Consider the following 25,690-nt stretch of genomic DNA (forward strand, 5'->3'; position numbering starts at 1 on the left):
CGGGCCGCGCCGCGAGCCGTGCGCCCCGGACCGCGCGTCCCCTCACGACAACTCCCCCCGCCCCTGCCGCGGCAGCCCCAGTTCCGCCGCTGCTGCTGAGTTGCAGTACTCGCGGACCGCGCTCGTGCGGGCCACCACGCGCCCCCGGTGCACCACGATGCGGCTGTAGGCCAGGGAGAGGGCGCCGGCCAGGCGGTCGCCGCGTACGGCCAGGAGTTCGGCGGGGAAACCGGCCTCCACGCGCACCTCGGGGAGGCCGAGGACGGCGCGGGCCGAGGCGCTCACCGTGTCGTACGCGGCCTCGGGGCGCAGGCCTTGGGCGGAGGCGAGGAGGTAGGCCGCCTCCAGGGGGTCGCCGCGGCCGACGGGGTTCGAGACGTCCCGCAGGGCGCCGCTGCCGGCCGCCACCCGTACCCCGGCCGCGCGCAGCAGCCGTACCGGGGCCGTGCCCCGCCGGTCCGCGCTCCCGCAGCCGCCCTGGGGCAGGCACACCACCGTCACACCGGCCGCCGCGAGCTGGTCCGCGAGCCGGGAGACGGCCTCGGCGGGCAGGCGCGCGAGACCGGCGCACGGGCCGATGGCCACGCCGGGGCGCAGGCCGCCCGCCATGGCCGCGAGCCGGGACAGCCGGGCCGGGTCGGCGGCGTCCGTGTGCAGGTCCACCGGGCAGCCGTGCTCGGAGGCCACCTCCAGGACGGCCTCGACATAGCCCGTCGGATCCGGGTCCAGGTCCGGGCAGCCGCCCACCACGGAGGCGCCCATCTTCACCGCGTCCCGCAGTATCGCGAGCCCGTCGGCCCCGGCCGCCCCGGTCAGCAGGCGCGGCACCGCCACCGTGGTCAGCTCCGCGAGCCCCCGTAGGGAGCGGCGGGCCTGCAGCACGGCGCCGAGCGCACCCAGGCCCTGGACGTCGCCCACGCGCACGTGCGCGCGTGCCGCCGTCGCACCGTGCCCGAGCTGGAGCAGGGCCGCCTCCGTGGACCGGCGCTGGACGTCCTCGGCGGCGTACGAAACCGGTCCCGGGTACTCGGCGGACAGCGCGGTGTCGCCGTGGGCGTGCGGTTCGGCCGGAGCCGGCAGCAGCAGATAGCCGCTGAGGTCGACGCGCGTGGCGCCCGGCCGGGCCGGACCCGGCGTCAGGCTGCCGGCCGTCCCGACCGCCTCGATGCGCCCGCCGCCCAGCCGCACGTCCACGGTCCGGCCGTCGGTGAGCCGCGCCCCGCACAGCAGCAGCGGGCTCGGGTCGGGCTGTCCGGAGGACCCGGACGAGTTCGACGACGAGGGGGGCGGCTGCGGCTGGCTGTCGGGCATCGGACTCCAGGGGTCGGGCCGGGGGCTCGGGGCAGGGCCGCGTGAGGGGCTCAAGGCCGCTACGGACTCAAGATCACGCAGAGTGAGTCGAGCCTAGGCTGGCGAGCCGTGCCGGGCGCGGAGGAGCGCAATAGTCGTACCGGTGTGGCCCGCCCATGGCGGTACGCGCCTCCCCCGCCCGCATGACCCGCGCGCCGGCCGCACCCCCACATGGCTGCTGCCCGCCCCCTCACGCGTGCGTGGGACGCTCGCCCGAGCCGTGTCCTGTCCGCGTCGTCCACGCGTGCGTGGCCGCGTCGCGCGGGGCTCGCGAGACTGCCGGGAGGGGCGGGAAGAGGCCTGCGGCGGGGGCCCGGATACGGATTTGGGTGAACGGCGGCGGACCGTGTAATGTCTTCATCGCTCGCCCCAATAGCTCAGTCGGCAGAGCGTCTCCATGGTAAGGAGAAGGTCAACGGTTCGATTCCGTTTTGGGGCTCTGGTGTGAGAGGTTCCCGCCGCAAGGCGGGGGCTGATCTCATCAAAGCGGTGTAGCTCAGTCGGTAGAGCAAGCGGCTCATAATCGCTGTGTCACCGGTTCAAGTCCGGTCACCGCTACTGACAGTAGCCGATTGCGGGGTCGGTCCTTCGATCGGCTACTCTTTCTTGCGTTGAAGTTAGTCCATCCGTTCGTCTTAGGAGCACTCACGTGGCTGCCACCGACGTCCGCCCGAAGATCACGCTGGCCTGCGTGGAGTGCAAGGAGCGGAACTACATCACCAAGAAGAACCGGCGTAACAACCCGGATCGTCTTGAGATGAAGAAGCACTGCCCGCGTTGCAACGCGCACACCGCGCACCGCGAAACGCGATAAATCAGGCTCGTTCGTGAGGCCGCCCCCGCAGGTTGGGGGGCGGCCTCACGTCGTTTCACACGCTGCTGAGAGCAGAAGTGCTGCTGAGAGCAGACACGTTGCTGAGACCAGGAGGTGCCGGGCCATGGCGCTCGACCAGTCCTTCGTGGGGCGGACCTACCCGCCCACCGCGCCCTACGAGGTGGGCCGGGAGAAGATCCGCGAGTTCGCCGAGGCGGTCGGGGAGAGCAATCCGGTGTACACGGACCCGGAGGCCGCCAAGGCGTTCGGTCACCCCGATGTGATCGCCCCGCCGACCTTCGTGTTCTCCATCACCTTCCGGGACGCCGGACAGGTCGTCGCGGACCCGCAGCTCGGCCTCGACTACAGCCGCGTGGTGCACGGCGACCAGAAGTTCGCCTACAGCCGCCCGGTGCGCGCGGGCGACCGGCTCACGGTGACCTCCGTCATCGAGGCGGTCAAGTCCATGGCGGGCAACGACATCCTGGACATCCGCGGCGAGGTACACGACGAGGCCGGCGAGCACGTGGTGACCGCCTGGACCAAGCTCGTGGCCCGCGCGGCCGAGGAGGCCTGAGGAAGCGATGACGGCGAAGATCGCGTACGACGACGTCGAGGTCGGCACCGAGCTGCCGGCGCAGACCTTCCCTGTGACCCGCGCCACCCTGGTGCGGTACGCGGGCGCCTCCGGGGACTTCAACCCGATCCACTGGAACGAGAAGTTCGCCAAGGAGGTGGGCCTGCCGGACGTCATCGCGCACGGCATGTTCACCATGGCCGAGGCGATCCGCGTGGTCACCGACTGGACCGGTGACCCGGGCGCGGTCGTCGAGTACGGCGTCCGCTTCACCAAGCCGGTCGTCGTCCCGAATGACGACACGGGCGCGGAGATCGAGGTCAGCGGCAAGGTCGCGGCGAAGCTCGACGACAACACCGTGCGCGTGGACCTGACCGCGAAGAGCGGCGGCCAGAAGGTGCTGGGCATGTCCCGGGCGGTCGTACGACTGGCCTGACGGCCGCATGAAGTGCTGAGGTAAGGGGCGTCCGCCACTGCGGGGCGCCCCTTACGCGTGTGCGCGGCCGGCCGGGTGCGGGCCGTAGCCGCCCGCCCCGCCCTTGCCAAGTTAGTGATTGAGCACTAACTTTGTTGCATGCCCAGGATGAGTGCAGACGAGCGGCGCGAGAGCGTCATTCGCGCGGCGACGACCGAGTTCGCGCGGGGCGGCTATTACGGCACGTCCACCGAGGCCATCGCCAAGCGGGTCGGTGTCTCACAGCCCTATCTCTTCCGGCTCTTCCCGGGCAAGAAGGCGATCTTCCTGGCCGTGGCCGAGCGGTGCATGGCGGACACCATCCGCACCTTCGAGGAGGCCTCCGAGGGGCTAGAGGGTGAAGAGGCGCTGTGTGCCATGGGGAACGCGTACACCAAGGTCATTGCGGAGCAGCCCGAGCGGCTGATGATGCAGATGCAGATGTACGTCGCGGTGGCCGCCGCAGAACAGGCGGGCGATCGCGAGTTCGGTGAGGCTGTGCGGGCCGGGTGGATGCGGCTGTGGGACGCCGTGCATCTGCCGCTCGGAGCCGACGTCGGTGAGACGACGACCTTCATGGCGCACGGGATGCTCATCAACTGTTTGGTGGCCATGGGGTTCCCTCCGGAGCACCGGGTCTGGGAGGGGCTCTATCCGTCGGCGCGGATCGACAGCCGGCTGGAGAAGTAGGCGCAGGGAAGGCGGAACCTCGCCTTTTCATGGGCGCAAAAGTTAGTAAGCAATAACTAATGATCGATTCGCGATCAACGCTCTGGGGGAGCGATGTCACAGCAGACCGCACGTCGCGGGGGCGCCGTCTGGGCCCTCGTCATCACCAGCGTCGCCGGATTCATGGCGGCCCTCGACAACCTCGTCGTCACCACCGCCCTGCCCTCCATCCGCAAGGACCTCGGCGGCGCGCTGGACGACCTGGAGTGGACGGTGAGCGCCTACACGCTGACCTTCGCCGTCCTGCTGATGTTCGGTGCCGCGCTCGGCGACCGCTTCGGGCGCCGCCGGCTCTTCCTCGCCGGACTCGCCGTCTTCACGGGCGCCTCGGCCGCCGCGGCCATGGCCCCCGGCATCGGCTCCCTCATCGCCGCCCGCGCGGTCCAGGGCGTCGGCGCGGCCGTGATGATGCCGCTGACGCTCACCCTGCTGACCGCGGCCGTGCCCGCCGCCAGGCGCGGTATGGCGTACGGCATCTGGGGTGCGGTCAACGGCCTCGCGGTCGCCTCCGGGCCGCTCATCGGAGGCACCCTCACCGAGCACATCTCCTGGCACTGGATCTTCTGGCTGAACGTCCCCCTCGGCGTGGCCCTGCTGCCGCTCGCCCGCCTGCGCCTCGCCGAGTCCTACGGCGCAGGCGCCCGGCTCGACCTCCCCGGCACGGTGCTCGTCAGCGGCGGGCTCTTCGGGATCGTCTACGGACTGGTGCGCGGCCCGGTCGACGGCTGGACCGGCTCCCCCGTGCTGACCGGCCTGATAGCCGGCACCGCGCTGCTCGCCGGCTTCGTGCACCACGGCATCCGCAACAAGAACCCCATGCTGCCGATGCGGCTGTTCCGCTCCCGCGCCTTCTCCGGGATCAACGCCGCGAGCCTGCTGATGTTCCTCGGGATGTTCGGCTCGATCTTCCTGCTCAGCCAGTACATGCAGGGCGTGCTCGGCTACTCGCCCACCGAGGCGGGCCTCAGGATGCTGCCGTGGACCGGCATGCCGATGCTCGTCGCGCCGATCGCCGGCATCCTCTCCGACCGCATCGGAGGCCGCCCGGTCGTCGCCGCCGGCCTGTTCCTGCAGGCCGCCGGCCTCGGCTACCTGGCCTCCGTGGTCACCGCGGACGTCTCCTACGTGACCCAACTGCCCGGCCTGATCATCAGCGGCATCGGCATGGCCCTGTTCTTCGCGCCCGCCTCCAACCTGGTCATGTCCAGCGTCCTCCCCGAGGAGCAGGGCATCGCCTCCGGCGCCAACAACGCCCTGCGCGAGGTGGGCGGCGCGCTCGGCATCGCGGTCATGTCGTCGATCTTCTCCGCGCAGGGCGGCTACGAGAGCGCACAGAACTTCGTGGACGGTCTGCGGCCCGCGCTGGTCGTCGGCTCCGCGGCGGTCGCCCTCGCCGGGATCGCGGCCCTGCTGATCCCGGCCCGGCGCCGGACCGTCCAGGCCGCCGGCGGGACCGAGCCCGCGCCGGTCCTGGAGACCGTCGCCCGCTGAGCGGATGCCCCACTGAGCACACATCGCCCGGCACGCGCGCGTGCGGCCCCGTTCCCGCCGACGGGGCCGTACGCGCGCGCGTGCCCGGCGAGGTCACGGCCGCCGGGCTGGGCTGTCCGTGCCGTCTCGTAGTCTTGAGCGCGTGCAGGAACTCCACGACGCCCCCCTCGCCCCGCTGACCACCTTCCGGCTGGGCGGCCCCGCCACCCGGCTCGTCACCGCGACGACCGACGCCGAGGTGATCGCCGCCGTCCGCGATGCCGACGACACGGGGACACCGCTGCTGGTCATCGGCGGCGGGTCGAACCTGGTCATCGGCGACAAGGGCTTCGACGGCACCGCCCTGCGCATCGCCACGCGCGGCGTCGAACTGCGTGGCACCACGCTGGAGCTGGCGGCCGGCGAGGTGTGGACGGACGCCGTGGCCCGCACCGTCGAGGCCGGGCTCGCCGGGATCGAGTGCCTGGCCGGGATCCCGGGCTCCGCGGGCGCCACCCCGATCCAGAACGTGGGCGCCTACGGCCAGGAGGTCTCCTCGACGATCACCGAGGTGATCGCGTACGACCGCCGGGCCGGCCAGACCGTCACGCTGACGAACGAGGAGTGCGCCTTCTCGTACCGGCACAGCCGCTTCAAGGCCGACCCGGAGCGCTATGTCGTGCTGCGGGTCCGCTTCGAGCTGGAGGACGCCGACGGGCTGTCGGCGCCGGTCAAGTACGCCGAGGCGGCCCGTGCGCTCGGCGTGGAACCGGGCGAGCGGGTGCCGCTCGCCGCGGCCCGCGAGACCGTGCTGAAGCTGCGTGCCGGGAAAGGCATGGTCCTCGACGCCGAGGACCACGACACGTGGTCCGCCGGGTCCTTCTTCACGAACCCGATCGTCAGCGACGAGCAGTTCGCCGCCTTCTGCGCGCGCGTGCGGGAGCGGCTGGGCGACGGCGTCGAGCCGCCCGCGTACCCCGCGGGGGAGGGGCGCACCAAGACGTCGGCCGCCTGGCTGATCGACAAGGCGGGCTTCACCAAGGGCTACGGCACCGGGCCCGCCCGTATCTCCACCAAGCACACCCTCGCCCTCACCAACCGGGGCGACGCCACCACCGAGGACCTGCTGGCACTGGCCCGCGAGGTGGTCGCCGGAGTCCGCGAGGCCTTCGGAATCACTTTGGTCAACGAGCCGGTGACGGTCGGCGTGAGCCTGTAGCCGCGACGGTTCAGTACGCCACGCCCACCCCCTGCTTCACCGTCCCCGCGTCGTCGATCATCGCCAGCATCGCGTGCGCGACGTCCGCGCGCGCGATGAAGCGGCCCCGTCGCGGAAAGCCGCCGACGACCGTGCGGTAGCGGCCGGTGAGCGGCTTGTCCTGGAGGCGCGGCGGCCGTACGGACGTCCAGTCCGTGCCGCTGCGCGCCAGTTCGGCCTCCATCTCCCGCAGGTCGGCGTAGACGTCCTTGAGGATCGCCGACACCAGTCCCCGCATCCCGCGGTCCAGGAAGCCGTCGTCCTCGGGGGCCGGCCCGACCGGGCCCGCGCTGACCACCAGCAGCCGCCGTACCCCCTCCGCCTCCATGGCGCCGAGGACCGAACGCGTGAGCCGGGCGGCCACCCCGGCGTCCTTGCGGCTGCGCGCGCCCAGGCCGGACAGCACCGCGTCCCGGCCGCTGACCGCCGAGCGCAGCTCCTCCGGGCCGGTGAGGCCGGCGCGTACGACGTCCAGCCGATCGCCGGTGACGGTGAGCCGGGCCGGGTCCCGCACGACGGCCGTGACCTCGTGGCCGGCGTCCAGGGCCTGACGGACGATCTCCCGACCGATCCCGCCGGTGGCCCCGAAAACGGTGAGCTTCATGGCGATTCCCCTGTTCCCATGAGGTGGGTGAGCATTTACTCACCCCGCTGTCCTCTAGAGTGGGTAAGCACTCACCCACCCGTCAAGCCCGATTGGACGTCCCATGGAGACGAAGCCGGCGCGTGTCCGCATCCTCGACGCCGCCCACGAGCTGATGCTCACCGTCGGACTCGCCCGTGCCACCACCAAGGAGATCGCGAGGGCGGCCGGCTGTTCCGAGGCGGCGCTCTACAAGTACTTCGACAGCAAGGAGGAGCTGTTCGTCCGGGTGCTCGCCGAGCGTCTGCCCCGGCTCACCCCCCTGCTGAGCAGCCTGGAGGCCGAGCCGGGACAGGGCACCCTGGAGGAGAACCTCACCGAGATCGCCCGTCAGGCGGCTCTCTTCTACGAGCAGAGCTTCCCGATCGCCGCCTCCCTGTACGCCGAGACACAGCTCAAGCGGCGGCACTACGAGGCGCTGCGGAAGATCGGCTCCGGGCCGCACACGCCGATCGAGAGCCTGGACGCCTACCTGCGCGCCGAGCAGGCCGCCGGCCGCGTCCGCGCCGATGCCGACACCTTCGCGGCAGCCTCCCTCCTCCTCGGCGCCTGTGCCCAGCGTGCGTTCGCCTACGACGCCACCGCGAGCGGCGTACGACCGCCCGTGGACCCGTTCGCCGCCCGTCTCGCCCGGACCCTGCTGGGCGGCATCGCCCCGGAAAACTCCGTTGCCCAGGACGGCGACCGGCCGCGACCCTGAGGCCATGAGGCATCGCACATGCGGTTGAGGCTGCGTGAATCCAGGCCCAGGACAGGGCCGTACGAGCACCGCGTCGTCCAGCCCCGGTGGCCCCTGCGCCACACCTCACTGACCGCGCCCGACCCCATCGGCATGCTGCGCGGCGACCACGACGGCCTGAACCGGCTGGCGGGCCTGTTCTCCTTCGCCGCCTACTCGCGGCACACGGTCGTCCACATTCCGCTGCGTGACGGGGTCCCGCCCGACGAGGGCTGGGGCGAGCGGGTCGACCTCGTCCTGGCCCACCACACGCTCGGCCTGCGCCCCAGCCAGTGGCCCGAACTGCGCCGGAAGCTGCGTCAGGGCACCCCGCTGACCGTTCGCACCGACGAGGCCCGCACCGCGCGGGACGCCGGGTCCTGGCGCGAGCGGTGCGGGCGGGCGGACTTCCGGGACGAGCTGCGGCACATCACGCGCGCCCGCACGTTCTTCCTGTTCGGCAGCCGGGACGTGTTCGCCGAGACCGCCACGAGCTTCGCCCACGCGGCAGGCTGGGGGCCGCGCCAGAAAGGGGCCGCCAAAGGGCACTCGGTGCTGATGGCGGGGCTGCCGCTGGTCCAGCCGCCCGGCGGCGGGCATCCCGTCGAGGTGCTGATCTGCTTCAAGCCCTATCCGCCCTACGCCCACTTCAGACGGCCGGGCGAGCCAGCCAGTCGTCCACGCCGGCCAGCAGCCGCGTCTTGACCTCCTCCGGCGCCGCCGAGGCCCGCACCGATTGCCGGGCCAGTTCCGCCAGCTCCGCGTCCGAGAATCCGTGCTGGTGGCGGGCGATCTCGTACTGGGCGGCCAGCCGGGAGCCGAAGAGCAGCGGGTCGTCGGCGCCGAGCGCCATCGGGACGCCCGCCTCGAAGAGGGTGCGCAGCGGTACGTCCTCCGGCTTGTCGTACACGCCGAGGGCCACGTTCGACGCCGGGCACACCTCGCAGGTCACCCCCCGGTCAGCGAGCCGCTTCAGCAGCCGTGGGTCCTCCGCCGCCCGCACCCCGTGGCCGATCCGGGAGGCGTGCAGGTCGTCCAGGCAGTCCCGGACCGACGCCGCACCGGTCAGCTCGCCGCCGTGCGGGGCCGAGAGGAGACCGCCGTCGCGTGCGATGGCGAAGGCCCGGTCGAAATCCCGCGCCATGCCCCGCCGTTCGTCGTTCGACAGCCCGAAGCCGACCACCCCCCGGTCGGCGTACCGCACGGCCAGCCGGGCCAGCGTGCGCGCGTCCAGCGGGTGCTTCATACGGTTCGCGGCGACCAGGACACGCATCCCGAGCCCCGTCTCCCGCACCGCCGTGTCCACCGCGTCCAGGATGATCTCCAGGGCCGGGATCAGACCGCCCAGCCGGGGCGCGTACGAGGTCGGGTCCACCTGGATCTCCAGCCAGCCCGAGCCGTCGTTGAGGTCCTCCTCCGCGGCCTCCCGGACCAGCCGCTGGATGTCCTCAGGCTCCCGGAGGCAGGAGCGCGCCGCGTCGTACAGCCGCTGGAAGCGGAACCAGCCGCGCTCGTCCGTCGCGCGCAGCTTCGGCGGCTCGCCGCTGGTCAGGGCTTCGGTCAGCGTCTCGGGCAGGCGCACGCCGTGCTTGTCGGCCAGCTCCAGAACGGTTCCCGGCCGCATCGAGCCGGTGAAGTGCAGGTGCAGATGGGCTTTCGGCAGCTCAGAGAGATCACGTACACGCTCCATTCCCAGATCCTGCCGTACGTCCCCGCCGCCCCGGTAGCTCTTTCCCCGAACGTGGCCTTGCTCGCACGCGCGAACGGGCCGCCTCCCCGAAGGGAAACGGCCCGCACGCGCGCGTAGAGAGTGAATTTACCCCCAAGTGGACCTCAGTCCCGTGCCTCCGCCAGCAGCTTCTGCATCCGGCTGACGCCCTCGACGAGATCCTCGTCACCGAGCGCGTACGACAGCCGCAGGTACCCCGGCGTGCCGAAGGCCTCGCCCGGGACGACCGCGACCTCGGCCTCCTCCAGGATCAGCGCGGCCAGCTCGACGGTGTCCTGCGGGCGCTTGCCGCGGATCTCCTTGCCGAGCAGCCCCTTGACCGACGGGTAGGCGTAGAAGGCGCCCTCGGGCTCCGGGCAGACCACGCCGTCGATCTCGTTGAGCATCCGCACGATGGTCTTGCGGCGCCGGTCGAAGGCCTCGCGCATCTTCGCCACGGCCTCCAGGTCGCCGGAGACGGCGGCCAGCGCGGCCACCTGGGCCACGTTGGAGACGTTCGAGGTGGCGTGCGACTGCAGGTTGGTCGCGGCCTTGACGACGTCCTTGGGGCCGATGACCCAGCCCACGCGCCAGCCGGTCATGGCGTACGTCTTCGCCACGCCGTTGACCACGATGCACTTGTCGCGCAGCTCGGGCAGGAGCGCCGGCAGGGACACGGAGGCCGCGTCGCCGTAGACGAGGTGCTCGTAGATCTCGTCGGTGAGCACCCACAGGCCGTGCTCGACGGCCCAGCGGCCGATCGCCTCGGTCTCCGCCTCGGAGTACACCGCACCGGTCGGGTTGGACGGGGAGACGAAGAGCACGACCTTCGTCTTCTCCGTGCGCGCGGCCTCCAGCTGCTCGACCGAGACGCGGTAGCCGGTCGTCTCGTCGGCGACGACCTCCACCGGGACGCCGCCGGCCAGGCGGATCGACTCGGGGTACGTCGTCCAGTACGGCGCCGGGACGATGACCTCGTCGCCCGGGTCGAGGATCGCGGCGAACGCCTCGTAGATGGCCTGCTTGCCGCCGTTGGTGATCAGGATCTGCGAGACGTCGGGCTCCCAGCCGGAGTCGCGCAGCGTCTTCGCGGCGATCGCGGACTTCAGCTCGGGCAGACCGCCGGCCGGGGTGTAGCGGTGGTACTTCGGGTTCTTGCAGGCCTCGATCGCGGCCTCGACGATGTAGTCCGGAGTCGGGAAGTCCGGCTCACCGGCGCCGAAGCCGATCACCGGACGCCCGGCGGCCTTCAGGGCCTTGGCCTTGGCGTCCACGGCGAGGGTGGCGGACTCGGAGATCGCGCCGACTCGGGCGGAGACCCGGCGCTCGGTGGGAGGGTTTGCAGCGCTCATGGGCCCATCGTTCCAGACCGGAAATGTCCCCGGCACGCGGGTTTCACGGACTGAACAGCAAGGGGTCGAGGCGTGAACAAGGATCCGAATCCGGCCTCCGGCCAGGACGATCTTCGGTCCGGCGACTGCGGTCAGGCACTTTCTGTTCGACGCCGGGCCACGGACCACGTACACTCTCACCTCGTTGGCCTTCAGCAGCCGCAGCACAACCGGTGCACACCGAGCACTCGGTCGGATGCGGTACGTTGGGGGACACACAAAGGGTCGTAGCTCAATTGGTAGAGCACTGGTCTCCAAAACCAGCGGTTGGGGGTTCAAGTCCCTCCGGCCCTGCTACACACACCGCCAGGATGTGTGCGCATGTACGTACAGCAATGCACCGCCGTGCGGCTCAGAAACCGGGCGCGGCACGGCCACGACCCGGGATCAGGTGAGGAAGAATGACGGACGCCGTGGGCTCCATCGACACTCCTGATGCCCAGGACGAGGTGCCCGAGTCCAAGAAGAAGGCCCGCAAGGGCGGCAAGCGTGCCAAGAAGGGCCCGCTGAAGCGCCTCGCCATCTTCTACCGCCAGATCGTCGCGGAGCTCCGCAAGGTCGTCTGGCCGACGCGCAACCAGCTGACGTCGTACACCACTGTGGTGATCTTCTTCGTCGCGATCATGATTGCCCTGGTGACCGTGATTGACTATGGGCTCAACCACGCGGCCAAGTACGTCTTCGGCTGAGCCAAGAGCGAAGGGCGCCGTGGTACCGGCGCCCGTTTTCGCATGTTCCACCCCTATGTATCCAGGAAGAAGCAGCCATCGTGTCTGACCCGAACCTGAACGACGCCATCGAGCCGGACGAGACGGTGGACGACGAGCTCGACATCGTCGAGGGCGCGGACGAGCAGGACGAGTTCGAGGCTGCCGAGGCCGAGTCGGGCGAGCCGGCCGAGGAGGCCGCGCTGCACGTCGAGAACGAGGAAGAGGAAGGCGAGGACGTCGAGGACGCCGAGCCCGTCATCCTGGCCGACGAAGCCGAAGAAGCCGAAGAAGCCGCCGAGGAAGAGCCCGCCGCGCCCGTCGACCCGGTCGAGGCCCTGCGCGACGAACTGCGTTCCCTGCCCGGCGAGTGGTACGTCATCCACACCTACGCCGGCTACGAGAACCGCGTGAAGACCAACCTGGAGCAGCGCGCCGTCTCGCTGAACGTCGAGGACTACATCTTCCAGGCCGAGGTGCCGCAGGAAGAGGTCGTCCAGATCAAGAACGGCGACCGCAAGACGATCAAGCAGAACAAGCTGCCGGGTTACGTCCTGGTCCGCATGGACCTGACCAACGAGTCCTGGGGCGTCGTCCGCAACACCCCGGGTGTCACCGGCTTCGTCGGCAACGCCTACGACCCCTACCCGCTGACCCTGGACGAGATCGTCAAGATGCTCGCCCCGGAGGCCGAGGAGAAGGCCGCCCGCGAGGCCGCCGAGGCCGAGGGCAAGCCCGCCCCGCAGCGCAAGGTCGAGGTCCAGGTGCTGGACTTCGAGGTCGGCGACTCGGTCACCGTCACCGACGGCCCGTTCGCCACGCTCCAGGCGACCATCAACGAGATCAACCCCGACTCCAAGAAGGTCAAGGGCCTGGTGGAGATCTTCGGCCGCGAGACGCCGGTCGAGCTCTCCTTCGACCAGATCCAGAAGAACTGAGGCCTGTCGGCCGAGTTACGCAGCGAGGACGCTCCGCCGGTGGACATCGGCGGAGCGTCTTCGGCGTTCCGTGGGCGGGGGTGCCTGGGGCTGGGGTAGGTTTCTCGCTTCCCCGCGCCCCAGGGGCGCGGGGAACTGCGCGACCAGCCATGGACCACCCGCAGCCCGGCGGCGGCCTGCACCCCTACGTCGTCACCGCCCGGCCCAGCCAGCCGCAGGTATCCGCAAGCCCTCTGACCTGGACGATTTCTTGTCCTGGGGTGACAGCGGCTATCGTTGTGCGGTATGCCATCTGCAGGATCATGCAACGTCATGCTTCCGCTGACGCAGGTGGTAACCAACCTCTCAGTAAGGACCCGGAGAGAGCATGCCTCCCAAGAAGAAGAAGGTCACGGGGCTCATCAAGCTCCAGATCAACGCCGGTGCGGCGAACCCGGCCCCGCCGGTCGGCCCCGCGCTCGGTCAGCACGGCGTCAACATCATGGAGTTCTGCAAGGCCTACAACGCCGCGACCGAGTCGCAGCGTGGCTGGGTGATCCCGGTGGAGATCACGGTCTACGAAGACCGCTCCTTCACCTTCGTCACCAAGACTCCGCCGGCCGCGAAGATGATCCTCAAGGCTGCTGGTGTCGAGAAGGGCTCCGGCGAGCCGCACAAGACCAAGGTCGCCAAGATCACCGAGGCGCAGGTCCGCGAGATCGCCCAGACCAAGATGCCCGACCTGAACGCCAACGACCTGGACGCCGCGTCGAAGATCATCGCCGGCACCGCCCGCTCCATGGGCATCACGGTCGAGGGCTGACAGCCCCCTCTCGTAGCAGTCATGCGGCCGTAGCCGGTCGCGCGTGGCAGGGCCTGCTCGGCCCGTACCACGACTCCTTTCAGAACACACAGGAGCAGTTGTGAGCAAGCGCAGCAAGGCTCTCCGCGCTGCGGACGCCAAGGTCGACCGGGAGAAGCAGTACGCCCCGCTCGAGGCCGTCCGTCTCGCCAAGGAGACCTCCACGACCAAGTTCGACGGCACCGTCGAGGTCGCCTTCCGTCTGGGTGTCGACCCGCGCAAGGCCGACCAGATGGTCCGTGGCACCGTGAACCTTCCGCACGGCACCGGTAAGACCGCCCGGGTCCTGGTCTTCGCGACCGGTGACCGTGCCGAGGCCGCGCGTGCCGCGGGCGCCGACATCGTCGGCTCCGACGAGCTGATCGACGAGGTGGCGAAGGGCCGTCTGGACTTCGACGCCGTCGTCGCCACCCCGGACCTCATGGGCAAGGTCGGCCGCCTCGGCCGCGTCCTCGGCCCGCGTGGTCTGATGCCGAACCCGAAGACCGGCACCGTCACCCCGGACACGGCCAAGGCCGTGACCGAGATCAAGGGCGGCAAGATCGAGTTCCGCGTCGACAAGCACTCGAACCTGCACTTCATCATCGGCAAGACGTCCTTCGAGGACGCCCAGCTGGTGGAGAACTACGGCGCCGCGCTGGAGGAGATCCTCCGTCTGAAGCCGTCCGCCGCCAAGGGTCGCTACATCAAGAAGGCCGCCATCAGCACCACGATGGGCCCCGGCATTCCGGTCGACTCGAACCGCACCCGCAACCTCCTCGTCGAGGAGGACCCGGCCGCCGTCTGAGCCCCGCGCTCACCCCGGTAGCCGCGTCAGGTACGCGTCATTAGAGACGGGCCCTGCAACCTTCCAGGTGCAGGGCCCGTCCTATGTTTGTGCGACCTTTCGTACAACTGTCAGTGGCCTGGGTTAGCGTGCAGGCACAGGACACGCATAGGGGTGGGACATGAAGAGCACGACCGTACGCCGGGTGACCCTTTCCGTCGCGGTGGTGACCGCGCTGGCCGGGGTGGCCGCCTGTGGTTCCAAGGACTCCGCCAAGGGCGACAAGGCGGTCGGCAAGAGCGTCACGCACGTCAGCCCCCTCGCCGCCCTGCGCTCCGCCGAGAAGTCCACGGACAAGGCCGAGTCGGCCAAGGTCCGCTCGACCACGTCCATCGGCGACACCATGTCGATGACGGCGGACGGCGCCCTCGCCTGGGGCGACGGTCTCAAGGGCAACCTCACCATCACGTACACCGGCGGCAAGATGGCCGACGCGATGCGCAAGGCCGGCACCACGTCGATGGAGGCCCGCTATCTGCCGGACGCCTACTACGCGAAGATGAGCGAGAAGTTCGCCCAGCAGTTCGGCGGCAAGCACTGGATCAGGTACGCGTACGACGACCTCGCCAAGCTCGGCGGCGGCTCCGGCGCGTACCTGCAGGACCAGATGAAGAACACCACGCCGAACCAGTCGGTGAAGCTGCTGCTGGCCTCCGGTGACGTGAAGAAGGTCGGCGAGGAGAAGATCTCCGGGGTCGACGCCACGCACTACTCGGGCACGGTCAACGTCGCCGACCTCGCCGACAAGAACAGCAACCTCACCGCCGACCAGCTGGCCGGCCTGAAGAAGCAGCTCAGCCAGGCGGGCGTCACCACGGAGACCGTCGACATCTGGGTCAACGGCCAGGACCTGCTGGTCAAGAAGGTCGAGAAGGCGGACATGGCGACCGGCGCCATGACCAGCACGGCCTACTACAGCGACTACGGCGTGAAGGTCTCCGCCGAGGCGCCCCCGGCCGCCGACACCAAGGACTTCAAGGACCTCATGAAGTCCAGCGGGACCGTGGCGGGCAGCAGCACGACTACCTCCTGAGCCCAGGACGCTGAAGGACCGGGGCAGCCCCGTAGAGCCCGATTTGCTCGACGGCACCCCGGTCCTGTACTTTCCTAAAGAAGCCAAAGACCGCTGGTCGTTGCCGTGCGCTCGAATGAGGGTGCGGTGGCCGAAGGATCCGCTGCAAAGTGGACGACCCGCGCAGGTGACTGTGGAAGAACTCCCGGGGCACACGTTCACTCGTGTGTGGCCGGTCGAGTCCGCCCCGTGCGCCTGCGCCGGGGCGTTTCGTTTTCCCCAGTCCTCCTTCGGGTCCGCGCGGTCAGAATCACCCGGAAGGAGGCCGAGGCTCTATGGCGAGGCCCGACAAGGCTGCCGCAGTGGCCGAGTTGACGGAGCAGTTCCGCAACTCCAACGCTGCCGTGCTGACCGAGTACCGCGGTCTCACCGTGGCGCAGCTCAAGACGCTGCGCCGGTCGCTCGGTGAGAACGCCCAGTACGCCGTGGTGAAGAACACGCTGACCAAGATTGCGGCCAACGAGGCCGGGATCACGACGCTGGACGACCTGTTCAACGGTCCGACGGCTGTCGCCTTCGTCACCGGTGACCCGGTGGAGTCGGCGAAGGGTCTCCGTGACTTCGCCAAGGACAACCCGAATCTCGTCATCAAGGGCGGTGTCCTTGACGGCAAGGCGCTGTCCGCCGACGAGATCAAGAAGCTTGCGGACCTCGAGTCCCGCGAGGTTCTGCTCTCCAAGCTGGCGGGTGCCTTCAAGGGCAAGCAGTCTCAGGCTGCTCAGCTCTTCCAGGCGCTCCCCTCGAAGCTCGTTCGCACCGTGGACGCTCTTCGTGCCAAGCGGGACGAGCAGGGCGGTGCCGAGTAACTCGGCTCGCTTTCTGACCTTGGCCGCCTAGGCGGCACGGGTCGCAGCGGGCCGACGTACGCCCGCCTCACCCAGTACATCCGGCACCTGCCGAATTAGTGGAAGGATCGCCCATCATGGCGAAGCTCAGCCAGGAAGACCTGCTCGCGCAGTTCGAGGAGATGACCCTCATCGAGCTCTCCGAGTTCGTGAAGGCCTTCGAGGAGAAGTTCGACGTCACCGCCGCCGCCGCGGTCGCCGTTGCCGGCCCCGCCGGCCCGGGCGTCGTTGCCGAGGCCGAGGAGGAGAAGGACGAGTTCGACGTCATCCTCACCGGCGCCGGCGACAAGAAGATCCAGGTCATCAAGGTCGTGCGCGAGCTCACCTCCCTGGGCCTCAAGGAGGCCAAGGACCTGGTCGACGGCACCCCGAAGCCGGTCCTCGAGAAGGTCAACAAGGAGGCCGCGGACAAGGCTGCCGAGTCCCTCAAGGCCGCCGGCGCCTCCGTCGAGGTCAAGTAAGACCTCTCGGAGTCTCCGCGACTCTCTCCGCGCGCTGAGTACGGCCTCCTAGGGCTGTAACGCGAACGCACCGAAGAGCGATCATCCATCCGGGTGGTCGCTCTTCGGCGTATCCGGAGGTCCGACCTCGGTTACCTTGCACTCGCGGTGGCGGCGGGTATGGTGATCTTCGTTGTGTCTCCGGACAGTCCCGTTTGGGCTGGGGGGCCTTGACGAACCGCACGCAGCGCGCAATTCTCAGGACGCGTCGTCACAAGGATCCGAATCCGAGGCATGGATCGACGGCGAAGAGGGCAGTATCAACGTGCGTTGAGGGCAGGCATGCCGAGGGCATTGACGAGGGCGTTGAGAACAACGAGGGTCCCGCAAAACCCGCACTGGACATCAGTGTGCCAAGTGGCTACACTGACCCTTTGCGCTGCCTGTTAGCTGTCCCCTGCCCGTCACCAGGGGTCTGCCCTCACTCGAGCACCGATGACCGTAGCCCCCCTGACCTGGGGTTTCCGTCTCTGTGCGTGGGAGAGGGGCCGGCACGCGCGTAGTGAGTCCGAGCCCTCGGAAGGACCCCCTCTTGGCCGCCTCGCGCAATGCCTCGACCGCGAATACGAACAACGGCGCCAGCACCGCCCCGCTGCGCATCTCCTTTGCAAAGATCAAGGAGCCTCTCGAGGTTCCGAACCTGCTCGCGCTGCAGACCGAGAGCTTCGACTGGCTGCTCGGCAACACCGCCTGGCAGAGTCGGGTCGAGGAGGCTCTTGAGAACGGTCAGGACGTCCCCACCAAGTCCGGTCTGGAGGAGATCTTCGAGGAGATCTCCCCGATCGAGGACTTCTCCGGGTCGATGTCCCTGACGTTCCGGGACCACCGCTTCGAGCCGCCCAAGAACTCCATCGACGAGTGCAAGGAGCGCGACTTCACGTACGCGGCCCCGCTCTTCGTCACCGCTGAGTTCACCAACAACGAGACCGGCGAGATCAAGTCCCAGACCGTCTTCATGGGCGACTTCCCGCTCATGACGAACAAGGGCACTTTCGTCATCAACGGCACCGAGCGTGTCGTGGTGTCGCAGCTGGTCCGTTCCCCCGGTGTCTACTTCGACTCCAGCATCGACAAGACGTCCGACAAGGACATCTTCTCCGCCAAGATCATCCCGTCCCGGGGTGCCTGGCTGGAGATGGAGATCGACAAGCGCGACATGGTCGGTGTCCGTATCGACCGCAAGCGCAAGCAGTCGGTCACCGTGCTGCTCAAGGCGCTCGGCTGGACGACCGAGCAGATCCTCGAGGAGTTCGGCGACTACGAGTCGATGCGCGCCACCCTGGAGAAGGACCACACCCAGGGCCAGGACGACGCGCTGCTCGACATCTACCGCAAGCTGCGTCCGGGCGAGCCCCCCACGCGTGAGGCCGCGCAGACGCTCCTTGAGAACCTGTACTTCAACCCGAAGCGCTACGACCTGGCGAAGGTCGGCCGCTACAAGGTGAACAAGAAGCTCGGCGCGGACGAGCCGCTGGACGCCGGCGTGCTCACCACCGACGACATCATCGCCACCATCAAGTACCTGGTGCAGCTGCACGCCGGTGAGACCGAGACGGTCGCCGAGTCCGGTCGCTCGATCATGGTCGAGACCGACGACATCGACCACTTCGGCAACCGTCGTATCCGCAACGTCGGCGAGCTGATCCAGAACCAGGTCCGTACGGGTCTCGCCCGTATGGAGCGCGTCGTGCGCGAGCGCATGACCACCCAGGACGTCGAGGCGATCACGCCGCAGACCCTGATCAACATCCGGCCGGTCGTCGCCTCCATCAAGGAGTTCTTCGGCACCAGCCAGCTGTCCCAGTTCATGGACCAGAACAACCCGCTGTCGGGCCTGACGCACAAGCGTCGTCTCAACGCCCTCGGCCCGGGTGGTCTCTCCCGTGAGCGGGCCGGCTTCGAGGTCCGTGACGTGCACCCGTCGCACTACGGCCGCATGTGCCCGATCGAGACGCCGGAAGGCCCGAACATCGGTCTGATCGGCTCGCTGGCCTCCTACGGCCGGATCAACCCCTTCGGCTTCATCGAGACGCCGTACCGCAAGGTCGTCGACGGCCAGGTCACCGACGAGGTCGACTACCTGACGGCCGACGAGGAGGACCGCTTCGTCATCGCGCAGGCCAACGCGCCGCTGACGGACGAGTTCCGCTTCGCCGAGGCCCGCGTCCTGGTTCGCCGCCGTGGCGGCGAGGTCGACTACGTCCCCGGTGACGACGTCAACTACATGGACGTCTCGCCGCGCCAGATGGTGTCGGTCGCGACCGCCATGATCCCGTTCCTCGAGCACGACGACGCCAACCGTGCCCTCATGGGCGCGAACATGATGCGTCAGGCCGTGCCGCTGATTAAGTCCGAGGCGCCGCTCGTCGGCACCGGCATGGAGTACCGCTCCGCGGTCGACGCCGGCGACGTGGTCAAGGCCGAGAAGGCGGGTGTGGTCCAGGAGGTCTCCGCGGACTACGTCACCACCGCGAACGACGACGGCACGTACATCACGTACCGCCTGCACAAGTTCTCCCGGTCCAACCAGGGCACCTCGGTCAACCAGAAGGTCATCGTCAACGAGGGTGACCGCGTCATCGAGGGTCAGGTCCTCGCCGACGGTCCGGCCACCGAGAACGGTGAGATGGCCCTCGGCAAGAACCTGCTCGTGGCGTTCATGCCGTGGGAGGGTCACAACTACGAGGACGCGATCATCCTGTCGCAGCGCCTCGTGCAGGACGACGTCCTCTCCTCGATCCACATCGAGGAGCACGAGGTCGACGCCCGTGACACCAAGCTCGGCCCCGAGGAGATCACCCGGGACATCCCGAACGTCTCCGAGGAGGTCCTCGCCGACCTCGACGAGCGCGGCATCATCCGCATCGGTGCCGAGGTCATCGCCGGCGACATCCTCGTCGGCAAGGTGACCCCGAAGGGTGAGACCGAGCTGACCCCCGAGGAGCGCCTGCTGCGCGCGATCTTCGGTGAGAAGGCCCGTGAGGTCCGTGACACCTCGCTGAAGGTGCCGCACGGCGAGACCGGCAAGGTCATCGGCGTGCGCGTCTTCGACCGCGAGGAGGGCGACGAGCTTCCCCCCGGTGTGAACCAGCTGGTGCGCGTGTACGTGGCGCAGAAGCGCAAGATCACCGACGGTGACAAGCTCGCCGGCCGTCACGGCAACAAGGGTGTCATCTCGAAGATCCTGCCCATCGAGGACATGCCGTTCCTCGAGGACGGAACTCCGGTCGACATCATCCTCAACCCGCTCGGTGTCCCGTCCCGAATGAACCCGGGACAGGTCCTGGAGATCCACCTCGGCTGGCTCGCCAGCCGCGGCTGGGACGTCTCCGGCCTGGCCGACGAGTGGGCCCAGCGCCTGCAGAACATCGGCGCCGACCAGGTCGCCCCGCGCACCAACGTCGCCACCCCGGTCTTCGACGGTGCCCGCGAGGACGAGCTGGCGGGTCTGCTGCAGCACACCATCCCGAACCGTGACGGCGAGCGCATGGTGCAGCCGTCCGGCAAGGCGCGGCTGTTCGACGGCCGCTCCGGTGAGCCGTTCCCGGACCCGATCTCGATCGGGTACATGTACATCCTGAAGCTGCACCACCTGGTCGACGACAAGCTGCACGCCCGCTCGACCGGCCCGTACTCGATGATCACCCAGCAGCCGCTGGGTGGTAAGGCCCAGTTCGGTGGCCAGCGATTCGGTGAGATGGAGGTGTGGGCGCTGGAGGCTTACGGCGCCGCGTACGCCCTCCAGGAGCTGCTGACCATCAAGTCCGACGACGTCACCGGCCGCGTGAAGGTCTACGAGGCCATCGTCAAGGGCGAGAACATCCCCGAGCCCGGCATCCCCGAGTCCTTCAAGGTGCTCATCAAGGAGATGCAGTCGCTCTGCCTGAACGTGGAGGTGCTGTCCAGCGACGGTATGTCCATCGAGATGCGTGACACCGACGAGGATGTCTTCCGCGCTGCGGAGGAGCTCGGTATCGACCTGTCCCGGCGCGAGCCGAGCAGCGTCGAAGAGGTCTGACGGGAGTCCGGCGGGGCCCTCACCCACAGGGCCCCGCCGACCCCCAGGCCCCCGTTTCAGACCAAAGACTTTCGACCCTGAGAGGGATTGACGCATAGTGCTCGACGTCAACTTCTTCGACGAGCTCCGGATCGGCCTGGCCACCGCTGACGACATCCGTCAGTGGAGCCACGGCGAGGTCAAGAAGCCCGAGACCATCAACTACCGCACCCTCAAGCCCGAAAAGGACGGACTCTTCTGCGAGAAGATCTTCGGTCCGACCCGGGACTGGGAGTGCTACTGCGGCAAGTACAAGCGCGTCCGCTTCAAGGGCATCATCTGTGAGCGCTGTGGCGTCGAGGTCACGCGCGCCAAGGTGCGCCGTGAGCGGATGGGCCACATCGAGCTTGCCGCTCCCGTCACGCACATCTGGTACTTCAAGGGTGTGCCTTCGCGCCTCGGCTACCTGCTGGACCTGGCGCCGAAGGACCTCGAGAAGGTCATCTACTTCGCGGCGTACATGATCACGTACGTCGACGAGGAGCGCCGCACCCGCGACCTGCCCTCCCTGGAGGCGCACGTCTCCGTCGAGCGCCAGCAGGTCGAGAACCGCCGCGACTCCGACCTGGAGGCCCGCGCCAAGAAGCTCGAGGCCGACCTGGCCGAGCTGGAGGCCGAGGGTGCCAAGGCCGACGTGCGCCGCAAGGTGCGCGAGGGTGCCGAGCGCGAGATGAAGCAGCTGCGCGACCGTGCGCAGCGCGAGATCGACCGCCTGGACGAGGTGTGGACCCGGTTCAAGAACCTCAAGGTCCAGGACCTCGAGGGCGACGAGCTGCTCTACCGCGAGCTGCGTGACCGCTTCGGCACGTACTTCGACGGTTCGATGGGTGCTGCGGCGCTGCAGAAGCGCCTGGAGTCCTTCGACCTCGAGGAGGAGGCCGAGCGTCTCCGCGAGATCATCCGTACCGGCAAGGGCCAGAAGAAGACCCGTGCGCTGAAGCGGCTGAAGGTCGTGTCTGCCTTCCTGCAGACCTCCAACAGCCCCAAGGGCATGGTCCTCGACTGCGTGCCGGTCATCCCGCCGGACCTGCGTCCGATGGTGCAGCTGGACGGTGGCCGCTTCGCGACCTCCGACCTGAACGACCTGTACCGCCGTGTGATCAACCGCAACAACCGTCTGAAGCGACTCCTTGACCTCGGTGCCCCCGAGATCATCGTGAACAACGAGAAGCGCATGCTTCAGGAGGCCGTCGACGCGCTCTTCGACAACGGCCGTCGTGGTCGCCCGGTCACGGGCCCCGGCAACCGTCCGCTGAAGTCCCTCAGCGACATGCTGAAGGGTAAGCAGGGTCGATTCCGTCAGAACCTGCTCGGTAAGCGTGTGGACTACTCCGCGCGTTCCGTGATCGTCGTCGGTCCGCAGCTGAAGCTGCACCAGTGCGGTCTGCCCAAGGCCATGGCGCTGGAGCTCTTCAAGCCGTTCGTGATGAAGCGCCTGGTCGACCTGAACCACGCGCAGAACATCAAGAGCGCCAAGCGCATGGTGGAGCGCGGCCGCACCGTCGTGTACGACGTCCTCGAAGAGGTCATCGCCGAGCACCCGGTGCTGCTGAACCGTGCTCCCACCCTGCACCGCCTCGGCATCCAGGCCTTCGAGCCGCAGCTGGTCGAGGGCAAGGCCATCCAGATCCACCCGCTCGTCTGCACCGCGTTCAACGCGGACTTCGACGGTGACCAGATGGCCGTGCACCTGCCGCTGTCCGCGGAGGCGCAGGCCGAGGCCCGCATCCTGATGCTGTCCTCGAACAACATCCTCAAGCCGGCCGACGGCCGTCCGGTGACGATGCCGACCCAGGACATGGTCCTCGGTCTGTTCTTCCTCACCACGGACGGCGAGCTGCGTGACACCAAGGGCGAGGGCCGCGCGTTCGGCTCCACGGCCGAGGCGATCATGGCGTTCGACGCCGGCGAGCTCGCGCTGCAGTCGCCGGTCGACATCCGCTTCCCGGTGGGCACCATCCCGCCGCGCGGCTGGACCCCGCCGGCGCGCGAGGAGGGTGAGCCGGAGTGGCAGCAGGGTGACAGCTTCCGCCTGAACACCACCCTGGGCCGTGCGCTCTTCAACGAGCTGCTGCCCGAGGACTACCCGTTCGTCGACTACTCGGTGGGCAAGAAGCAGCTCTCCGAGATCGTCAACGACCTCGCCGAGCGCTACCCCAAGGTCATCGTGGCGGCGACGCTCGACAACCTGAAGGCGTCCGGCTTCTACTGGGCGACCCGTTCCGGTGTCACCGTGGCCATCTCCGACGTCGTCGTTCCCGAGGCGAAGAAGGAGATCGTTCGCGGCTACGAGGCGCAGGACGAGAAGGTCCAGAAGCAGTACGAGCGCGGTCTGATCACCAAGGAAGAGCGCACTCAGGAGCTCATCGCGATCTGGACCAAGGCGACCAACGAGGTCGCCGAGGCGATGAACGCGAACTTCCCCAAGACGAACCCCATCTTCATGATGGTTGACTCGGGTGCCCGAGGAAACATGATGCAGATGCGGCAGATCGCCGGTATGCGTGGTCTGGTGTCGAACGCGAAGAACGAGACCATCCCGCGTCCGATCAAGGCGTCGTTCCGCGAGGGCCTGTCCGTGCTGGAGTACTTCATCTCCACGCACGGTGCCCGTAAGGGTCTGGCGGACACCGCTCTGCGTACCGCCGACTCGGGTTACCTCACCCGTCGTCTGGTCGACGTCTCCCAGGACGTCATCATCCGTGAGGAGGACTGCGGCACCGACCGCGGCCTCAAGCTCAAGATCGCGGAGCGGGGCGCGGACGGTGTGCTGCGCAAGACGGACGACGTCGAGACGTCGGTGTACGCGCGCTGCCTCGCCGAGGACATCGTGGTCGACGGCCAGGTGCTGGCCCCGGCCGGCACCGACCTGGGCGACGTCCTCATCGAGGAGCTCGTCGGCCGTGGCGTCGAGGAGGTCAAGACCCGCTCGGTCCTGACCTGCGAGTCCGCCGTCGGCACCTGCGCGATGTGCTACGGCCGTTCGCTCGCCACCGGCAAGCTGGTCGACATCGGTGAGGCGGTCGGCATCATCGCCGCCCAGTCCATCGGTGAGCCCGGTACCCAGCTGACGATGCGTACCTTCCACACCGGTGGTGTGGCCGGTGACGACATCACCCAGGGTCTGCCCCGTGTCGTCGAGCTCTTCGAGGCCCGTACCCCGAAGGGTGTCGCCCCGATCTCCGAGGCCCAGGGCCGCGTGCGGATCGAGGAGACGGAGAAGACCAAGAAGATCGTCATCACGCCGGACGACGGCAGCGACGAGACGGCGTTCCCGATCTCGAAGCGCGCCAAGGTCCTGGTCCGCGAGGGCGACCACGTCGAGGTGGGCCAGCAGCTCACCGTGGGTGCCACCAACCCGCACGACGTGCTGCGCATCCTGGGTCAGCGTGCCGTCCAGGTCCACCTGGTCGGCGAGGTCCAGAAGGTGTACAACTCGCAGGGTGTGTCGATCCACGACAAGCACATCGAGATCATCATCCGGCAGATGCTGCGCCGTGTGACGATCATCGAGTCCGGCGACGCCGAGCTGCTGCCCGGCGAGCTGGTCGAGCGCTCGAAGTTCGAGACCGAGAACCGTCGTGTGGTCCAGGAGGGCGGTCACCCGGCCTCCGGTCGTCCGCAGCTGATGGGTATCACCAAGGCCTCGCTGGCGACGGAATCCTGGCTGTCGGCCGCCTCCTTCCAGGAGACGACCCGAGTCCTGACGGATGCGGCGATCAACGCCAAGTCCGACAGCCTCATCGGCCTCAAGGAGAACGTCATCATCGGTAAGCTCATCCCGGCCGGTACGGGCCTGTCCCGCTACCGCAACATCCGGGTCGAGCCGACCGAGGAGGCCAAGGCCGCGATGTACTCGGCCGTCGGCTACGACGACATCGACTACTCGCCGTTCGGCACCGGCTCCGGCCAGGCCGTTCCGCTGGAGGACTACGACTACGGTCCGTACAACCAGTAAGCGAGCTGTTTGAACTGAAGGGCGGTCACCCTGTGGGGTGACCGCCCTTCGGCTTGTTCGGGTCTGGCGTTCGAGTGATCGCTCCGTGTCGGCGACGGCCGCCCGTGCCTTCCCGGCTGCCGGTGTGCGAGGTTGTGCCGGACCGGCCGAGCGGACGCGGAGGTGCCGACGTCATGACTTCAGCGATGGCCCGGCGTCTCGCCGAGGCGGCGGCGCTGACCGCGCTGGCGGCGACGGCGGCGTGCGGGGGCGGCGACAACGACGGGCATCCGTCTCCCGAGCCCACCGAGACCGTGTCCACCGGATCGGAGGAGGACGGGACCGAGACGCCGACCCCGGACGAGTCCGGGACGACCTCGGACGGGGACGAGACGGACGGCCAGATCTTCCTGGGCAGTGACTCCGAGGAGCCCTCCGCGTCGGACATCGAGCTTCCGCCGACGCAGGTGGGCAAGCCGGTCCAGGGGGACGTGGACCTCCAGGTATCGAAGCAGGAGCGCACCACGCCCCTGCAGGACGTCAAGGGCACGATCGAGGGCGAAGAAGCCGAGATGATCGAGAAGTGTCTGGGCGAGGTCCCCCCGGAGGGCTGCAACCTGATCTTCCAGTACACGCCGACGCAACCGGGCCCGTACACCGGTGAGTTGACGCTCATGCTGGCCGACGGCTCCACCATCACCGCCGCCATCCACGGCGAAGCGACCGAGGGTCCGACGCCGGACACGGGCCCGACCACCCCGGAGTCCACGACCGACGAGCCGACGACCGACGAGCCCATCACCACCGAGCCGCCGACCTCGTCCGAAGACGAAACGCCGGCGCCGTAGACGTAGC

General features: G+C 68.8%; 22 protein-coding genes and 3 tRNA genes. 21 read left to right on the forward strand and 4 right to left on the reverse strand.

Annotation, left to right across the window (positions count from 1 at the left end; translation table 11 throughout):
• Positions 1-42: 42 nt before the first annotated feature.
• Positions 43-1,311, reverse strand: coding sequence for an amidohydrolase family protein (locus AQI88_RS10510; protein WP_066995598.1), 1,269 nt, complete (start codon positions 1,309-1,311; stop codon positions 43-45).
• Positions 1,312-1,716: 405 nt separating this feature from the next.
• On the opposite strand from AQI88_RS10510, the gene AQI88_RS10515 reads away from it, so the two are divergent.
• The 8 genes from AQI88_RS10515 to AQI88_RS10550 all read left to right on the forward strand — a co-directional run bounded on the left by AQI88_RS10515 (position 1,717) and on the right by AQI88_RS10550 (position 6,613).
• A tRNA-Thr gene (locus AQI88_RS10515) sits at positions 1,717-1,789 on the forward strand.
• Positions 1,790-1,835: 46 nt separating this feature from the next.
• Positions 1,836-1,908 (forward strand) — tRNA-Met (locus AQI88_RS10520).
• A gap of 91 nt (positions 1,909-1,999) precedes the next feature.
• Complete coding sequence (gene rpmG, locus AQI88_RS10525) at positions 2,000-2,164, forward strand: 50S ribosomal protein L33 (protein WP_003948671.1); 165 nt, start codon at positions 2,000-2,002, stop codon at positions 2,162-2,164.
• Between the two features lie 124 nt (positions 2,165-2,288).
• On the forward strand, positions 2,289-2,741 hold the full coding sequence (locus tag AQI88_RS10530; RefSeq protein WP_066995609.1) for a MaoC family dehydratase N-terminal domain-containing protein: 453 nt from the start codon (positions 2,289-2,291) through the stop codon (positions 2,739-2,741).
• A gap of 7 nt (positions 2,742-2,748) precedes the next feature.
• Positions 2,749-3,177, forward strand: coding sequence for a MaoC family dehydratase (locus tag AQI88_RS10535; protein ID WP_066995612.1), 429 nt, complete (start codon positions 2,749-2,751; stop codon positions 3,175-3,177).
• A gap of 138 nt (positions 3,178-3,315) precedes the next feature.
• Complete coding sequence (locus AQI88_RS10540; protein ID WP_208615755.1) at positions 3,316-3,885, forward strand: TetR/AcrR family transcriptional regulator; 570 nt, start codon at positions 3,316-3,318, stop codon at positions 3,883-3,885.
• Positions 3,886-3,978: 93 nt separating this feature from the next.
• On the forward strand, positions 3,979-5,415 hold the full coding sequence (locus AQI88_RS10545; RefSeq protein ID WP_066995615.1) for a DHA2 family efflux MFS transporter permease subunit: 1,437 nt from the start codon (positions 3,979-3,981) through the stop codon (positions 5,413-5,415).
• 142 nt (positions 5,416-5,557) lie between these two features.
• Entirely contained in the window at positions 5,558-6,613 is a 1,056-nt protein-coding gene (locus AQI88_RS10550; RefSeq protein WP_066995623.1) for a UDP-N-acetylmuramate dehydrogenase, read from the forward strand.
• A gap of 10 nt (positions 6,614-6,623) precedes the next feature.
• On the opposite strand, the gene AQI88_RS10555 is transcribed toward AQI88_RS10550, so the two are convergent.
• Complete coding sequence (locus AQI88_RS10555; RefSeq protein ID WP_066995629.1) at positions 6,624-7,256, reverse strand: NAD(P)-dependent oxidoreductase; 633 nt, start codon at positions 7,254-7,256, stop codon at positions 6,624-6,626.
• Between the two features lie 103 nt (positions 7,257-7,359).
• On the opposite strand from AQI88_RS10555, the gene AQI88_RS10560 reads away from it, so the two are divergent.
• Complete coding sequence (locus AQI88_RS10560; RefSeq protein ID WP_066995632.1) at positions 7,360-7,995, forward strand: TetR/AcrR family transcriptional regulator; 636 nt, start codon at positions 7,360-7,362, stop codon at positions 7,993-7,995.
• A gap of 18 nt (positions 7,996-8,013) precedes the next feature.
• The gene (locus AQI88_RS10565) at positions 8,014-8,718 is read left to right on the forward strand and encodes a hypothetical protein (protein ID WP_066995635.1); all 705 of its coding nucleotides are present in this window, start codon (positions 8,014-8,016) and stop codon (positions 8,716-8,718) included.
• On the opposite strand, the gene AQI88_RS10570 is transcribed toward AQI88_RS10565, so the two are convergent.
• Both AQI88_RS10570 and AQI88_RS10575 read right to left on the reverse strand, forming a co-directional pair.
• A complete protein-coding gene (locus tag AQI88_RS10570) occupies positions 8,663-9,703 on the reverse strand; it encodes an adenosine deaminase (protein ID WP_066995639.1) in 1,041 nt (346 codons plus the stop codon). The genes AQI88_RS10565 and AQI88_RS10570 overlap by 56 nt on opposite strands.
• Positions 9,704-9,846: 143 nt before the next feature.
• Entirely contained in the window at positions 9,847-11,073 is a 1,227-nt protein-coding gene (locus AQI88_RS10575) for a pyridoxal phosphate-dependent aminotransferase (RefSeq protein ID WP_066995642.1), read from the reverse strand.
• A gap of 260 nt (positions 11,074-11,333) precedes the next feature.
• Here AQI88_RS10575 and AQI88_RS10580 point away from each other — a divergent pair.
• The 11 genes from AQI88_RS10580 to AQI88_RS10630 all read left to right on the forward strand — a co-directional run bounded on the left by AQI88_RS10580 (position 11,334) and on the right by AQI88_RS10630 (position 25,683).
• Positions 11,334-11,406 (forward strand) — tRNA-Trp (locus tag AQI88_RS10580).
• Between the two features lie 107 nt (positions 11,407-11,513).
• Positions 11,514-11,801, forward strand: a complete 288-nt coding sequence (gene secE / locus AQI88_RS10585; protein ID WP_066995645.1) for a preprotein translocase subunit SecE — start codon at positions 11,514-11,516, stop codon at positions 11,799-11,801.
• A gap of 80 nt (positions 11,802-11,881) precedes the next feature.
• Positions 11,882-12,757: a transcription termination/antitermination protein NusG gene (nusG, locus tag AQI88_RS10590; protein WP_066995647.1), complete on the forward strand. Its 876-nt coding sequence runs from the start codon at positions 11,882-11,884 to the stop codon at positions 12,755-12,757.
• 367 nt (positions 12,758-13,124) lie between these two features.
• Entirely contained in the window at positions 13,125-13,559 is a 435-nt protein-coding gene (rplK, locus tag AQI88_RS10595) for a 50S ribosomal protein L11 (RefSeq protein ID WP_031167035.1), read from the forward strand.
• A 100-nt stretch (positions 13,560-13,659) separates the two neighbouring features.
• Entirely contained in the window at positions 13,660-14,385 is a 726-nt protein-coding gene (gene rplA, locus AQI88_RS10600; RefSeq protein WP_066995649.1) for a 50S ribosomal protein L1, read from the forward strand.
• Positions 14,386-14,545: 160 nt separating this feature from the next.
• Complete coding sequence (locus AQI88_RS10605; RefSeq protein ID WP_066995651.1) at positions 14,546-15,457, forward strand: SCO4651 family lipoprotein; 912 nt, start codon at positions 14,546-14,548, stop codon at positions 15,455-15,457.
• 314 nt (positions 15,458-15,771) lie between these two features.
• Complete coding sequence (gene rplJ / locus AQI88_RS10610; protein ID WP_066995653.1) at positions 15,772-16,302, forward strand: 50S ribosomal protein L10; 531 nt, start codon at positions 15,772-15,774, stop codon at positions 16,300-16,302.
• A gap of 116 nt (positions 16,303-16,418) precedes the next feature.
• Complete coding sequence (gene rplL, locus AQI88_RS10615; protein ID WP_066995656.1) at positions 16,419-16,802, forward strand: 50S ribosomal protein L7/L12; 384 nt, start codon at positions 16,419-16,421, stop codon at positions 16,800-16,802.
• 571 nt (positions 16,803-17,373) lie between these two features.
• Positions 17,374-20,859 carry a DNA-directed RNA polymerase subunit beta gene (gene rpoB / locus AQI88_RS10620; protein ID WP_066995658.1) on the forward strand — a complete coding sequence of 1,162 codons (3,486 nt, stop codon included), beginning with the start codon at positions 17,374-17,376 and terminating at the stop codon, positions 20,857-20,859.
• Between the two features lie 97 nt (positions 20,860-20,956).
• Complete coding sequence (locus AQI88_RS10625; RefSeq protein ID WP_066995662.1) at positions 20,957-24,856, forward strand: DNA-directed RNA polymerase subunit beta'; 3,900 nt, start codon at positions 20,957-20,959, stop codon at positions 24,854-24,856.
• 173 nt (positions 24,857-25,029) lie between these two features.
• Positions 25,030-25,683 carry a hypothetical protein gene (locus AQI88_RS10630; RefSeq protein ID WP_159050331.1) on the forward strand — a complete coding sequence of 218 codons (654 nt, stop codon included), beginning with the start codon at positions 25,030-25,032 and terminating at the stop codon, positions 25,681-25,683.
• Positions 25,684-25,690: the final 7 nt, after the last annotated feature.

It is taken from the genome of Streptomyces cellostaticus (assembly GCF_001513965.1).
Classification (GTDB): Bacteria; Actinomycetota; Actinomycetes; order Streptomycetales; family Streptomycetaceae; genus Streptomyces; species Streptomyces cellostaticus.